Here is a 12,752-nt window from a genome sequence, read left to right on the forward strand (position 1 = left end):
ACCCTAGGCCTCTGCGCAAGGCCGGGGAGACGAAAGAACTGAAGAAAAACGGACGCACAGGAGGAACCCGCATGCCCGACGCCAAGCCCGCCCCCGGCGGCCCCGACGCCACCTATTTCGCCTATCTGGAGGCCGGGGACTGGCGGATCCAGCGCTGCGCCTCCTGCAACACCCACATCTTCCAGCCGCGTGTCATGTGCCCGTCCTGTGACGGCGAAGACCTCGACTGGGTGGCGCCGAGCGGCAAGGGGACCGTGCATTCCACCACCGTCATCCGCCGGCGGCCGGAAAGCGGCGGCGACTACAATGTCTGCCTCGTCGATCTGGACGAGGGCGTGCGGATGATGAGCCGGGTGGAAGGCATGGAGCCGACCGAGGTCGCCATCGGCATGCCGGTCGCCGCCCGCCTCGCCAAGCAGGACGGCCAGACGGTCGTGGTGTTCGATCCCGCTGAAGGAGCCTCGGCATGACCTGGTCCCTTCGCGGCAAGGCCGCCATCGTCGGTGCCGCCACCGCCCATCTGGGCGAGGCCCCCGGCTACAGCCACATGGAGATCGCCGCCGACGCCGCCCGCGCCGCCCTGGCCGACGCCGGGCTGAGTCTGAAGGACGTGGACGGGCTGTTCGCCGTCTCCATGCATTCGGTGTTCCCGGCCCTGACCTACGGCGAGTATCTCGGCATCGAGCCGCGCTTCTCCGAGGCCACCATCGTCGGCGGCTCTTCGGCCGTCATCCAGATGCTGCACGCCGCCCTGGCGCTGGAGAACGGGCTCTGCGACGTGGCGCTGATCGTCTACGGCTCGAACCAGCGCACCGCGTCGGGCAAGCTGCATTCGCCGTCCGGGGCGGAGAACCTGCCCTACGAGAAGCCCTACGGCCTGCGCGCGCCGATCGCCGGCTACGCCATGTCGGCGGCCCGGCACATGCACGACTACGGCACCACCCGCGAACAGCTCGCCGAGGTCGCCGTCGCCGCGCGGATGTGGGCGGGAATGAACGACGAGGCGTTCATGCGCGATCCGCTGAGCGTGGACGACGTGCTCGGCTCCCGCATGGTCTGCGATCCGCTGACCGTGCGCGACTGCTGCCTGGTGACCGACGGCGGCGGCGCCATCGTCATGACCCGGGCCGACCGGGCGAAGGACCTCAATAAGACCCCGGTCTATCTGCTCGGCTGCGCCGGCGGGCATACCCATCGCCAGTACTCGATGATGCCGTCGCTCACCACCACCGCCGCCGTGCAGAGCGGGCGCGAGGCGTTCACGATGGCCGGCCTCACCCCGGCCGATGTGGACGTGGTGCAGGTCTACGACGCCTTCACCATCAACGCGGTCATGCTGCTGGAGGATCTGGGCTTCTGTCCCAAGGGCGAGGGGGGAGACTTCGTCGGCGACGGGCGGCTGCGGCCGGGCGGCGCACTGCCGTTCAACACCTATGGCGGCGGGCTGTCCTGCACCCATCCGGGCATGCTCGGCATCTTCACCACCATCGAGGCGGTGCGGCAGTTGCGCGGCGAATGCGGCGAACGGCAGATCGACGGCGCCACCATCGGGCTCGCCCATGGCAATGGCGGCATGTTCGCCCATGAATCCACCGCCCTGCTCGGCACCGCGGCGGCGCTGTAATGACACTGACCCTGATCCTGGGCGGTGCCCGGTCCGGCAAGTCGCGCCGGGCCGAGGCGCTCGCCAGGGAGACGGGGCTGGAGGGGATCTATCTCGCCACCGCCGAGCCGATGGATGCCGATATGGCCGCGCGCATCGCCAAGCACCGGGAGGACCGGGCGGCCCATGGCTGGACAACGGTGGAGGAGCCGCTTGCCCTCGCCGCCGCCCTGGCCCGCGAAGCCCGGCCGGGCCGGGTGGTGCTGGTGGAGTGCCTGACCACCTGGCTGACCAATCTGATGGTGCACGAACGGGACCTGGAGGCGGCGACGGCAGAGTTCCTGGCGTGGTGCGCGGCGCCCACGGGTCCGGCAATCCTGGTCTCCAACGAGGTCGGCTTCGGCATCGTCCCGGAGCACAAGATGGCCCGCGACTTCCGCGACCACGCCGGCCGGCTGCACCAGCGGGTGGCGGAGCACGCGGCACGGGTGGAACTGGTGGTTGCGGGAATACCGATGACGGTGAAGGGCTGACCCTGCACCCAGCAACACCCCCTTGCCCTCCCCCCGCTTCCGGCTAATCTCCAGGCCATGACCGAGCAGCTCACCCTCTTTGAAAAGATCTGGCGCGCCCATATCGTCACCGCCCGCGAGGACGGGCAGACGCTGCTGTGGATTGACCGCCACCTGTGCCACGAAGGCTCGTTCCACGCCTTCGAGAAGCTGGCGATGAGCGGCCGCAAGGTGCGCCGACCCGACCTCACCTTCTCCATCGCCGACCACTACGTGCCGACGCGCAACCGTGCCACCGGCCCGGACGAGCCGGAGATCGCCACCATGATCCGGCTGCTGGACGAGCACAGCCGGACCAACGGCATCCGCCAGTTCGGCCTCGGCGATCCGGAACAGGGCATCGTCCATGTGGTCGGCCCCGAGCTCGGCCTCACCCAGCCCGGCATCGTGCTGGTCTGCGGCGACAGCCACACCTCCACCCACGGCGCCTTCGGGGCGCTGGCCTTCGGGATCGGCGCGTCCGAGGTGAGCCATGTGCTCGCCACCCAGACGCTCTGGCAGAAGCGGCCGCGCACCATGCGCATCACCGTCGACGGGCAGCTCGGCCCGCATGTGACGGCGAAGGACCTGATCCTGTCGGTGATCGCCAGGATCGGCGCCGACGGGGCGGCCGGTCACGTCATCGAATATGCCGGCGAGGCGATCCGCGGCCTGTCCATGGAAGCGCGGATGACCGTCTGCAACATGTCGATCGAAGCCGGCGGCCGGGCCGGCATGATCGCACCCGACGACACGACGATCTCCTGGCTTAAGGGCCGGCGCTACATGCCGAAAGGCAAGGACTGGGAGGCGGCCGTCGCTTTCTGGCGCGGCCTGAAGACCGACGAGGGCGCCGTCTTCGACCGCGAGGTCCGGCTGCATGCCGACGAGATCGCGCCGACCGTGACCTGGGGGACGTCGCCCGAACACGCGCTGCCGGTCACCGCCGCCGTCCCGGATCCGTCCGGCGAGGCCAATGAAGGACGCCGGACGACCTTCGAGAAGGCGGTCGACTATATGGGCCTGACCCCCGGCGCGCCGCTGGACGGGCTGCGGGTGGACCGGGTGTTCATCGGCTCCTGCACCAACGCAAGGATCGAGGACCTGCGGGCCGCCGCCGCGATCCTGAAGGACCGCAGCACGAAGGTGCCGACCATGATCGTCCCCGGCTCCACCATGGTGAAGCGCCAGGCCGAGCAGGAAGGGTTGGACCGGATCTTCACCGGTGCCGGGGCCGAGTGGCTTGAGTCAGGCTGCTCCATGTGTGCCGCCACCAACGGCGACATGGTGCCGCCGGGCGAGCGCTGCGCGTCGACCACCAACCGCAATTTCCGCGGCCGCCAGGGGCCGGGGTCCCGCACCCATCTGATGAGCCCGGCCATGGCGGCCGCGGCGGCCGTCACCGGCACCATCACCGACGTGCGCAAGCTGGCGGAGGGCTGAGCCATGGACCCCTTCGGAACCCTCGCCGCCACCGTCGTGCCCCTGCGGCTGGCCAATGTGGACACCGACCAGCTGCAGCCCGGCCGCTTCCTGCGCAAGCCGCGCTCGGACGGCTACGACAATTACCTGTTCCACGACCTGCGCCGGAACGAGGACGGCTCGATGCGGGAGGATTTCCCGCTGAACCAGCCGCAGTACCAGAGCGCGGAGATCCTGGTTGCCGACCGCAATTTCGGCGGCGGTTCGAGCCGGGAGGGTGCGGTCTACGCCCTCGCCGATGCCGGCTTCCGATGCGTCATCGCCGCCAGCTTCGGCGACATCTTCCGCTCGAACTGCGCCAAGAACGGCGTGCTGCCGGTCGAACTGCCGATCGAGGCGATCGAGAGGATCTGGGAGATGGCCGAAGCCGATCCCTCCGCGCCGCTGACCGTCGACCTCGCCACCCAGACGGTACGCCTGGCCAACGACCCGGAGACGTTCGGCTTCGAGATCGACCCGTTCGTCAAGGAATGCCTGATGGAGGGCAAGGACGATATCGACCTGACCCTCGCCCATTCTGAAACCCTCTCGGCCTTCGAGCGTTCCTACGGCCAGGACTTCCCCTGGCGTACTCCAACCGGTTGAGCGTGATGATGGACCTTCTTGCCGACCCGACCGTCTGGGCCAGCTTCCTGACCCTGACCCTGATGGAGATCGTGCTCGGCATCGACAATGTCGTCTTCGTCTCGATCATCGCCAACCGGCTGCCGGAGAAGCAGCGGCCGCTCGGCAGAACGATCGGGCTGGCCGGCGCGCTGGTCATGCGCATCGCCCTGCTTTTCGCGATCACCTGGGTGATCGGGCTGACGGCGGTGGCGTTCTCGGTTCAGGGGGTGGATCTGTCCTGGCGGGATCTGATCCTGATCGCCGGCGGCGCCTTCCTGCTGGCGAAGGCCACCCTGGAGATCCACAAGACCGTCGAGGGCGACGAAGAGGATCAGGGTCCCAAGAAGGGGATCTCGGCCGGCTTCACCAGCGTGGTCGTCCAGATCATGGCGCTGGACATGGTGTTCAGCGTCGACTCGATCCTGACCGCCATCGGCATGGTCGAGCATATCGAGGTGATGGTGGCTGCCGTGGTGGTGTCCATCGGCGTGATGATGGCGGCGGCCGGCGCGATCGCCGACTTCATCCACAAGCACCCGACCTCGAAGATGCTGGCCCTGTCGTTCCTGATGCTGATCGGCGTGGCCCTGGTCGCCGACGGGCTGCAGTTCCACATCCCGCGCGGCTATCTCTACGCGGCGATCGGCTTCGCCATCGCCGTGGAGGCGCTCAACCAATTGGCGCGTCGAAACCGCCGCAAGGACCAGACTTTAAAAACCTAAAGTCGGCGAGGTGGACGTTCTAGAAGAACGTCCACTCCCCCGTCAGGTCGTGGATCCGCAGCAGCGCGACCGTATACGCCACCACCACCGCGACCGCCGCAACGGTCCCGATGGCAGGCATTCCGCCGCCTTCCAGGATTTCCCACCCCAAGGCCCCCAGTGCCAGTGGCGCCCCCAGCCATGTCGCCATCCGCAGCCGCCTGCGGGCCACGATCTCGGCATGGCGGCGGCGTGTAAACACTCTCCGTTTCACCGCTTCAGCCTTTCAATCTGAAACAAAATTTTCTATTGCACATTACAGAAAGAACGCCTAAGTTAGAAGTGCTTTCGGATCGGGGCACGTCCCCCTCTCCCCACCTGATGCCCGGTTCGGAATGCGAGTAAAGGAAGGCCTGGAGATAAGTCTCCAGGCCTTCACTCGTTTTACGATTATTTTCAGACAGTTAGCGCAGCCTCTCCGGGCGTCCGCGCGGCTCGGTTCGAGGATCTCCCGGCGGCCCGCCGACCCGCATTTGTCGGTCGGATCCGCCGGAGGGCGCCGTGGATTTTTTGCCGGCCGTTCGAAAACCTCGTCGGTTCGGCCGCGGGGCGGTGCCTGACCCGGGCCAGCGGATGTGCTATGGCCTGAGGCGTCCAATACACCTCAAGGAGGCAATCGTGAGCCTGTCCGTCTATCTGTCCGGCGAGATCCACACCGACTGGCGCGACGTCATCGAGAAGGGCGCGCGCGCCGCCGGCCTGGATGTCGACTTCTCGGCCCCCGTCACCGACCACGACGCCAGCGACGACTGCGGCGTGGCGATCCTGGGCGCGGAGGAGACCGGCTTCTGGAAGGACCACAAGGGCGCCAAGCTCAACGCCATCCGCACGCGCACCCTGATCGAGCAGGCCGACGTGGTCGTCGTGCGCTTCGGCGAGAAGTACAAGCAGTGGAACGCCGCCTTCGACGCCGGCTATGCGGCGGCCCTGGGCACGCCCCTGGTGGTGCTGCACGCCCCGGAGCACACCCACGCCCTCAAGGAGGTCGATGGCGCCGCCCTGGCGGTGGCCGAGACGCCGGAACAGGTGGTCGACATCCTGCGCTACGTGCTGACCGGCAAGCTGCCGGGGTGAGAGGCTCGTACCTCTTCCCCCTCTCGCCTCCCACACTCCCCGGAACAAGTCCGGGGAGTGAAATTGGTCCTGGGAATCAGCCTGGGATCAGGATCGCCGCGAGCACCGCGTTGAACACCAGGCTGCCGACCACCAGCCCGACCGACACGCCGTAGCTGACATCCAGCGACAGGCGGATGATCTGCGCCCGCAGCCAGAGGGCGCCGCCGAACGAGGCGATGGTCAGCACCTTGCCCAGGGAGCCGGGCAGGACGTCGCTCGTCGCCAGGGCGATGGCGGCGAACTGGATCACCACGGTCGGCAGGGACGACCAGAATTCCGGGATCATGTAGTCGTAGTACCGCTCCGCCCGGTCGATGGACGGCAGCACGTAATGCACCGCCAGCGCAAAGCCGTACCAGGCGATGACGACGGTGAAGCCGACCAGCGCCAGCAGACCGAGGGAGAACGGCGCGTCGCTCGCGCTCGACTGGATCATGTAGATCAGCAGGTTCAACGGCAGCACGGCGGCCAGCACCCAGCAGGACCGCCAGAACCCGGAAGCCCCGGTCCCGAAATAGCTCAGGCCGCCCCGGTCGCCGAGCAGCAGCCGCCACGTCCCGTAGACCGAGGCGACGACCTCCGGCTGGGTGGGGATCGGCGGCAACGCCATCGCCCTAGCCGCCCAACGCGCGGTCCAGGACGGCCGCGTAGATGTCGGTCAGCGTCCGGATATCGGCAACGGCGACATGCTCGTCCACCTTGTGCATGGTCTGGCCCACCAGCCCGAACTCCACCACCGGGCAGAGCCGCTTGATGAAGCGCGCGTCGGAGGTGCCGCCAGTGGTGCTGAGCTCCGGCCGCCGGCCGGTGACGGCGAAGCTGGCCTCGGAGATCATGTCGGACAGCGCCCCGGGCTCGGTGACGAAACTCTCGCCCGAGCACTCGGTCTCCATGTCGTAGCGCACACCCTTCTGGTCGAAGCTGTCGCGGAACATCTTCTCCAGCGAGGCCGAGGAATGGGCGTCGTTGAAGCGCACGTTGAAGGTGGCCCGCGCCTCCGCCGGGATCACGTTGTTGGCGGGGTTGCCCACGTCGATGGTGGTCACCGACATCGTGGTCGGCGGGAAATGCGCCGTGCCCTCGTCCAGTGTGCCGTGGGCGAACGGCTCCAGCAGGCGGATCAGACCGTGGACCGGGTTCTCCGCCAGATGCGGATAGGCCACATGGCCCTGGGTCCCGTGCACCGTGAGGCGGCCGGTGAAGGATCCGCGCCGGCCGATCTTCATCATGTCGCCCATGGCGGTCGGATTGGTCGGCTCGCCCACGATGCACATGTCGGGGATCTCGCCGTTGGCCTCCATCCAGTCCAGCACCTTGGTGGTGCCGTTGACGGCGGGACCTTCCTCGTCGCCGGTGATCAGCAGGCTGATGGAGCCCCTGCCCTCGCCCGACGCCAGATAGCGGTCGACCGCGGCGACGAAGGCGGCGATGCCGCCCTTCATGTCGGCAGCCCCGCGGCCCCAGAGCCGGTCGTCGGCGACGGTGCCGTCGAACGGCCCCTTGCTCCAGGCCGCGGCGTCACCGACCGGGACCACGTCCGTGTGGCCGGCGAAGCAGAGATGCGGCGCCTCGGTGCCGCGTCGGGCATAGAGATTGTCGATCGCCGGGGTCCCCTCCGCCTCGAACCGCAGGCGGTGGCAGGCGAAGCCCATCGGTTCCAGCAGCGACTGCAGCAGGTCGAGGGCGCCGCCCTCCTCCGGGGTGACGCTGGGACAGCGGATCAGACCCGCCGCGACCTCGACCGGATCGAGGCGCGCCGCGGTGTCCGCCGAGGTTGAGGCGGCGGAAGCTGAGCCGGCCCGGGGGGACGCCGACATGTCGGTGCTCCTCGCGATCAGTCGCGCAGCAGTTCGTTGATGGAAGTCTTCGACCGGGTCTGGGCGTCGACCGTCTTGACGATCACCGCGCAGGACAGGGACGGACCCGGCGTGCCGTCCGGCAGCGGCTTGCCCGGCATCGAGCCCGGCACCACGACCGAGAACGCCGGCACCCGGCCGATATGGACCTCGCCGGTCTCGCGGTTGATGATGCGGGTCGACTTGGAGATGAACACGCCCATGGAGAGCACCGCGCCCTCCTCGACGATCACGCCCTCGACGACCTCGCTGCGCGCGCCGATGAAGCAGTTGTCCTCGATGATCACCGGATCGGCCTGCAGCGGCTCGAGCACGCCGCCGATGCCGACGCCGCCGGACAGGTGCACGTTCTTGCCGATCTGGGCGCAGGAGCCGACCGTGGCCCAGGTGTCGACCATGGTGCCCTTGTCGACATAGGCGCCCAGGTTCACGAAGCTCGGCATCAGCACCACGCCCGGCGCGATGTAGGCGGAGCGGCGCACGACGCAGTTCGGCACGGCGCGGAAGCCGGCCTCGCGGAACCGGTTCTCGCCCCAGCCGGCGAACTTGGACGGGACCTTGTCCCACCACACCGACGGGCCGCGCTCCGGATCCTCGGGGCCGCCGGGGACAACCACCATGTCGTTCAGCCGGAACGACAGCAGCACCGCCTTCTTGGCCCACTGGTTGACCGTCCACTGATGATTGCCCTCGGGCTGAGCGGTACGGATCGAGCCGTTGTCCAGCCCTTCCAGCGCCGCCTCGACGGCGTCGCGGACCTCGCCCTTGGTGGAGACGGTGATGCTGTCTCGGGTTTCCCAGGCGGCGTCGATGACGGTTTGAAGATCAGAGGTCATGGGGTCTCGGCTCTTGTCGAAAGGTCGGAATTCCGCAGGTCCGCGGCACAATGGCGGGGGGCCGGAAGGCTGTCAACGCGATGCGCGTCACGACTGTGCGTCGGAGTCGACGACGGTGCGCAGGAAGCTGATCACATCCTCGGCCACATGATGCACATGGGGCTGGTCGGCGCCGTCGGTCGCCCAGTCGAAATCGCTCTTCAGCCAGACCGTGGTCATGCCCAGATCGGCCGCCGGCTTCAGGTTCTTGGCCATGTCCTCGACCATCGCGGTGCGCGTGGGATCGATGTCCAGCAGCCTGATCAGCTTGTCGTAGGGCACCGGGTCCGGCTTCGGCGAATAGTCGGAGGCGACGATGTCGTAGACATGGTCGAAATGGTGGTCGACGCCCAGGCGCTTCGCCACCCGCTCGAAATGGCCGACCGAGCCGTTGGTGTAGATCACCTTGCGCCCGGGCAGCCGGGTCAGCAGGTCGTCCAGCTCCGGCGCCGGGTCGATGATGCTGACATCGATGTCATGCACGAAGTCGAGGAACGGCGCGGGGTCGACCCCATGCTCGGTCATCAGCCCGCGCAGGGTGGTGCCGTGGCGCCGGAACAGGTCGCGCTGCAGCTCGCGGGCCGGCTCGTGTTCCAGATCGAAGCGGTCCTTGATGAACTCGGTCATCCGGGCGGAGACCTGGACGAACAGGTTGGAACGCGCCGGGTACAGCGTGTTGTCGAGATCGAAGATCCAGCAGTCGATGGTCTTGGCGAGCATGCAGCGTCCTGGGCACCGGGTAAGGATCTGGGCGCGCTGGTCCCAGGCTGTTCGCGACAATACCCACGATGCCCGCCCCCGTCACCGTCTCGCCCCAGTCACCGTCTCGCCACGGCCCGCCCCGGCACCATTTGCGACAAATGCACTAGACCTGGAGCGGGTCCGCTGCCATGACGATAATGCAGTGGAATGCGGATCGAGCGGTGACCGGGTAAGGTGGACGCATGAGCGGATCGGGCGAGACGGCCGTTGAAGCACCGGAAGAGGCACTGGTCGCGAGAATGGTGTCGACCGGCCCGTTCGCCTTGGCCGACGGTCCCGCGATCCTGGTCGGCAGCGACAACGGCGTGCAGGCCCGCAACATGGCCGGAGCGGATCTCGCCCGCCGGCTGGGCGACCTTCCCGATATCGGCTCGCTGATCGCCGAGGCCCGACGTGCCGGACGCGGCATCTCCGCGGTGATCGAATCGCGCGACACCGACGGCGCGTCGACGAGCGCCACCAGCTTCTCGGCCATGCCCGTGGGCGAGGACGGCGCGGTCCTGCTGATCGGCCGCGACGTCTCGGTCGACCGCAACCTGCGCTCCGCTCTGGTCGACTCGCGCCAGCGCTACCGCGATCTGGTGGAAATCTCCGCCGACCTCGTCTGGGAGACCGACGCCCAGGGCCGCTTCGTCTTCGTCTCGCCCCATGGCGGCATCGGATGGGCGGCGGCCGACCTGATCGGCCGGCGGGCCGACGGCTTCCTGATCGCCCCGCCCGGCGTCACCGTCGACAGCCCGTTCCAGACCCGCGAGGCGCGCCAGGAGATGGAGATCACCTTCCGGCGGGCCGATGGCAGCGAAGCGCGCCTGGAAACGGCCGCCGCGCCCCTATACGCGCCGGATGGAAGCTGGGCCGGCGCGCGCGGGGTGTGCCGCGACGTGACCGACGACCGCCAGCGCGACATGGAGCTGGCCCGGGTCGGCGCGCGCCAGCGGCTGACCGCCCATATCATGCGGGCGATCCGCGACGAGACCGATCCCGACCGGATGCTGTCCATCGCCGCCGAGGCGGTGTTCCGCGGCGGCAATGCGGACGGCTGCTCGGTCTACCGGATCCTGCCCGGCGCCGGCATGCGGCTGGCCGCCGCGGTGGGCATTCCCGTGCCCGGTGCCATCGTGGAGGAGATGCGCGAGCGCATCACGGCGAGCCGGGAACCGGTGGTCGAGGCCTATGACATCGGGGCGGCCCTCGCCCACCAGCTGTCGCACCACCACGAGATCAACGGTGCCGTGATGCTGTGGCGGGTCGGAGACACCGCGGACTGGAGCGACGACGACGCCCGGCTGATCGCCGACCTGTCGGACCAGCTCGGCATCGCCCTGCATCAGGCCGCCGCCCACCAGCATCTGGAGCGGCTGTCGACCACCGATGCCATGACGGGCCTGCTGAACCGCCGGGCCTTCGACGACGCGATCACCCGGCGGCTGGCCGCCGGCGACCCGACCCCCGGGACGCTCACCTATGTCGACCTGGATAACTTCAAGAAGGTCAACGACACGAAGGGGCATCAGGTCGGGGATCAGGCGCTGATCCATCTGTCCGACATCCTGAACCGCCAGGCCAGGCCCGGCGACCTGATCGCCCGCCTCGGCGGCGACGAGTTCGCCCTGTGGATGGAGGGGGTCGGCGCGCCGGATGCGCCCGCCCGTGCAGAGTGGATCTTGGAGACCGGCAAGGAACTGCTGCAGTATTCGGGAACACCGGACCATCCCGTCGGCCTGTCCATCGGCATGGCGATCTATCTGCCCGGATCCGGCGAGAGCCGCCAGCACCTGATCGAACGGGCCGACGCAGTGATGTACGAAATCAAGCATGGTGGAAAAGGCTGGTACCGGATCGCTCCGGACGCCGACGCCAAAGCCGCCAACGAACCGCATGGGTGAGGAACCGTGACCAAGCCGACACCGCGCCGCCGGTCCGACGACCAGACCGCCGACAAGCAGACCCTCGCCCAGTCGATGGAGATCGCGCGCACCGGCACCGTGCCCGAACGCTGCACGCTGGCCGCGCGCAGCGACGTGCCGCCGGAACTGCTGTTCTTCCTGGCCGAGGATGCCGACCCTGCCGTGCGCCGGGTGGTCGCCGCCAACATCAACACGCCGCGCCAGGCCGATGATTTCCTGGCCCAGGACGACGACGAGGCCGTGCGCTGCGCGGTCGCCGAGAAGATCGGCGTTCTCGCCCCCGACGTGATCGACGAGCGTCGGGGCCCGCAGCGGCTGCTGACCATCAACATGCTGGAGGCGCTGGCCCTGGACGCGGCGGTCAAGGTGCGCGCCCGGCTGGCGGAATCGATCAAGGACGTGGATAGCGCGCCGCCCGAGGTGATCACCGGCGTGATCGAGGTGCTGGCCCGCGACGCCGCCATCGAGGTGGCGGGGCCGGTGCTGGAGCATTCCAGCCTGCTGAGCGACGACTTCCTGGTGGACGTCATCAACGAGCCGTCGCACACCGGGTCCGTCAGCGCGATCTCCCGACGCCAGGGCGTCTCCTCCAAGGTCACCGACGCGATCGCCACCAGCGGCGACGACGCGGCGATCGCCGTGCTGCTCGGCAACGAGTCCGCCCAGATCCGCGAGGAAACTCTGGACCGGCTGATCGAGAGTGCGCCGCCGAAGCCGAGTTGGCACGCGCCGCTGGTCTCACGCCCGAAGCTGGCGGGCCGGCAGATCGGGAAGCTCTCGGAATTCGTCGCCAACGCCCTGGTCGAGCAGCTCTCCAAACGCTCCGACCTCGACCCGGAGACGTCCAAGCACCTGCAGACGGTGATGGCCCAGCGGCTGGAGGAAGGCGGCGGCCAGAGCCAGGGCGGCGGATTGTCGGAGGACGACCTGGCCCAGGCCGTGGCCTCGGGCCGCCGCGCCAAGGTGATCTCGTCCCTGGCGGTGCGCACCGGCTACAAGGAGCCGATCGTCCACTCGATCCTGAATTCGGGCAGCGCCAAGGCGGTGACCGCCCTGTCCTGGAAGGCCGGGCTCAGCATGGGCTTCGCCGAGCAGCTCCAGCAGCGCCTCGCCTATATCGCCGACCGGGACATGCTGCGCGGTCAGCGCGGCAGCTATCCGCTCAGCGAAGAGGACATGCTCTGGCAGCTCGGCATGTTCGACGGCGGCCAGAGCGCCTGACCGCCGCTAGAG

The 12,752-nt window shown here is 68.5% G+C and carries 13 protein-coding genes; 9 read left to right on the forward strand and 4 right to left on the reverse strand.

Going from position 1 to position 12,752, the window contains the following annotated elements:
• Positions 1 to 71: 71 nt before the first annotated feature.
• The 7 genes from G578_RS0119235 to G578_RS0119270 all read left to right on the forward strand — a co-directional run bounded on the left by G578_RS0119235 (position 72) and on the right by G578_RS0119270 (position 6,077).
• Positions 72 to 470, forward strand: a complete 399-nt coding sequence (locus tag G578_RS0119235) for a Zn-ribbon domain-containing OB-fold protein (RefSeq protein ID WP_028795635.1) — start codon at positions 72 to 74, stop codon at positions 468 to 470.
• Positions 467 to 1,624, forward strand: a complete 1,158-nt coding sequence (locus tag G578_RS0119240) for an acetyl-CoA acetyltransferase (protein ID WP_028795636.1) — start codon at positions 467 to 469, stop codon at positions 1,622 to 1,624. Before G578_RS0119235 ends, G578_RS0119240 begins: the two co-directional genes overlap by 4 nt.
• Complete coding sequence (gene cobU, locus G578_RS0119245) at positions 1,624 to 2,136, forward strand: bifunctional adenosylcobinamide kinase/adenosylcobinamide-phosphate guanylyltransferase (protein ID WP_028795637.1); 513 nt, start codon at positions 1,624 to 1,626, stop codon at positions 2,134 to 2,136. Before G578_RS0119240 ends, cobU begins: the two co-directional genes overlap by 1 nt.
• A gap of 57 nt (positions 2,137 to 2,193) precedes the next feature.
• Complete coding sequence (leuC, locus tag G578_RS0119250; protein WP_028795638.1) at positions 2,194 to 3,597, forward strand: 3-isopropylmalate dehydratase large subunit; 1,404 nt, start codon at positions 2,194 to 2,196, stop codon at positions 3,595 to 3,597.
• Between the two features lie 3 nt (positions 3,598 to 3,600).
• On the forward strand, positions 3,601 to 4,221 hold the full coding sequence (gene leuD, locus G578_RS0119255) for a 3-isopropylmalate dehydratase small subunit (protein ID WP_028795639.1): 621 nt from the start codon (positions 3,601 to 3,603) through the stop codon (positions 4,219 to 4,221).
• Positions 4,222 to 4,226: 5 nt separating this feature from the next.
• Positions 4,227 to 4,964: a TerC family protein gene (locus G578_RS0119260; protein WP_028795640.1), complete on the forward strand. Its 738-nt coding sequence runs from the start codon at positions 4,227 to 4,229 to the stop codon at positions 4,962 to 4,964.
• A gap of 657 nt (positions 4,965 to 5,621) precedes the next feature.
• Positions 5,622 to 6,077: a YtoQ family protein gene (locus tag G578_RS0119270; RefSeq protein WP_028795642.1), complete on the forward strand. Its 456-nt coding sequence runs from the start codon at positions 5,622 to 5,624 to the stop codon at positions 6,075 to 6,077.
• Positions 6,078 to 6,153: 76 nt separating this feature from the next.
• On the opposite strand, the gene G578_RS0119275 is transcribed toward G578_RS0119270, so the two are convergent.
• The 4 genes from G578_RS0119275 to G578_RS27120 all read right to left on the reverse strand — a co-directional run bounded on the left by G578_RS0119275 (position 6,154) and on the right by G578_RS27120 (position 9,570).
• Positions 6,154 to 6,729: a hypothetical protein gene (locus tag G578_RS0119275; RefSeq protein ID WP_028795643.1), complete on the reverse strand. Its 576-nt coding sequence runs from the start codon at positions 6,727 to 6,729 to the stop codon at positions 6,154 to 6,156.
• 4 nt (positions 6,730 to 6,733) lie between these two features.
• A complete protein-coding gene (gene dapE, locus G578_RS0119280; RefSeq protein ID WP_084619027.1) occupies positions 6,734 to 7,936 on the reverse strand; it encodes a succinyl-diaminopimelate desuccinylase in 1,203 nt (400 codons plus the stop codon).
• Between the two features lie 17 nt (positions 7,937 to 7,953).
• Positions 7,954 to 8,811 carry a 2,3,4,5-tetrahydropyridine-2,6-dicarboxylate N-succinyltransferase gene (gene dapD, locus G578_RS0119285; RefSeq protein ID WP_028795645.1) on the reverse strand — a complete coding sequence of 286 codons (858 nt, stop codon included), beginning with the start codon at positions 8,809 to 8,811 and terminating at the stop codon, positions 7,954 to 7,956.
• Positions 8,812 to 8,898: 87 nt separating this feature from the next.
• Positions 8,899 to 9,570, reverse strand: coding sequence for a pyrimidine 5'-nucleotidase (locus G578_RS27120; RefSeq protein WP_038015185.1), 672 nt, complete (start codon positions 9,568 to 9,570; stop codon positions 8,899 to 8,901).
• Positions 9,571 to 9,794: 224 nt separating this feature from the next.
• Here G578_RS27120 and G578_RS27125 point away from each other — a divergent pair, with 224 nt between their 5' ends.
• Together G578_RS27125 and G578_RS27130 are read left to right on the forward strand one after the other, a co-directional pair.
• Complete coding sequence (locus G578_RS27125) at positions 9,795 to 11,498, forward strand: sensor domain-containing diguanylate cyclase (protein WP_084619028.1); 1,704 nt, start codon at positions 9,795 to 9,797, stop codon at positions 11,496 to 11,498.
• Between the two features lie 6 nt (positions 11,499 to 11,504).
• Positions 11,505 to 12,740, forward strand: a complete 1,236-nt coding sequence (locus G578_RS27130) for a DUF2336 domain-containing protein (RefSeq protein WP_038015186.1) — start codon at positions 11,505 to 11,507, stop codon at positions 12,738 to 12,740.
• Positions 12,741 to 12,752 lie beyond the last annotated feature (12 nt).

The sequence above is a fragment of the Thalassobaculum salexigens DSM 19539 genome (assembly GCF_000423805.1).
Taxonomy (GTDB): domain Bacteria; phylum Pseudomonadota; class Alphaproteobacteria; order Thalassobaculales; family Thalassobaculaceae; genus Thalassobaculum; species Thalassobaculum litoreum.

Excerpts from the sequence above, each read along its gene's own strand:
- G578_RS0119235 (WP_028795635.1), top strand. The coding sequence starts at position 72 with ATGCCCGACGCCAAGCCCGCCCCCGGCGGCCCCGACGCCACCTATTTC.
- G578_RS0119260 (WP_028795640.1), top strand. The coding sequence starts at position 4,227 with ATGATGGACCTTCTTGCCGACCCGACCGTCTGGGCCAGCTTCCTGACC.
- G578_RS27125 (WP_084619028.1), top strand. The coding sequence starts at position 9,795 with ATGAGCGGATCGGGCGAGACGGCCGTTGAAGCACCGGAAGAGGCACTG.
- G578_RS27120 (WP_038015185.1), bottom strand. The coding sequence starts at position 9,570 with ATGCTCGCCAAGACCATCGACTGCTGGATCTTCGATCTCGACAACACG.
- dapE (WP_084619027.1), bottom strand. The coding sequence starts at position 7,936 with ATGTCGGCGTCCCCCCGGGCCGGCTCAGCTTCCGCCGCCTCAACCTCG.
- cobU (WP_028795637.1), top strand. The coding sequence starts at position 1,624 with ATGACACTGACCCTGATCCTGGGCGGTGCCCGGTCCGGCAAGTCGCGC.
- leuD (WP_028795639.1), top strand. The coding sequence starts at position 3,601 with ATGGACCCCTTCGGAACCCTCGCCGCCACCGTCGTGCCCCTGCGGCTG.
- G578_RS0119240 (WP_028795636.1), top strand. The coding sequence starts at position 467 with ATGACCTGGTCCCTTCGCGGCAAGGCCGCCATCGTCGGTGCCGCCACC.
- leuC (WP_028795638.1), top strand. The coding sequence starts at position 2,194 with ATGACCGAGCAGCTCACCCTCTTTGAAAAGATCTGGCGCGCCCATATC.
- G578_RS0119275 (WP_028795643.1), bottom strand. The coding sequence starts at position 6,729 with ATGGCGTTGCCGCCGATCCCCACCCAGCCGGAGGTCGTCGCCTCGGTC.
- dapD (WP_028795645.1), bottom strand. The coding sequence starts at position 8,811 with ATGACCTCTGATCTTCAAACCGTCATCGACGCCGCCTGGGAAACCCGA.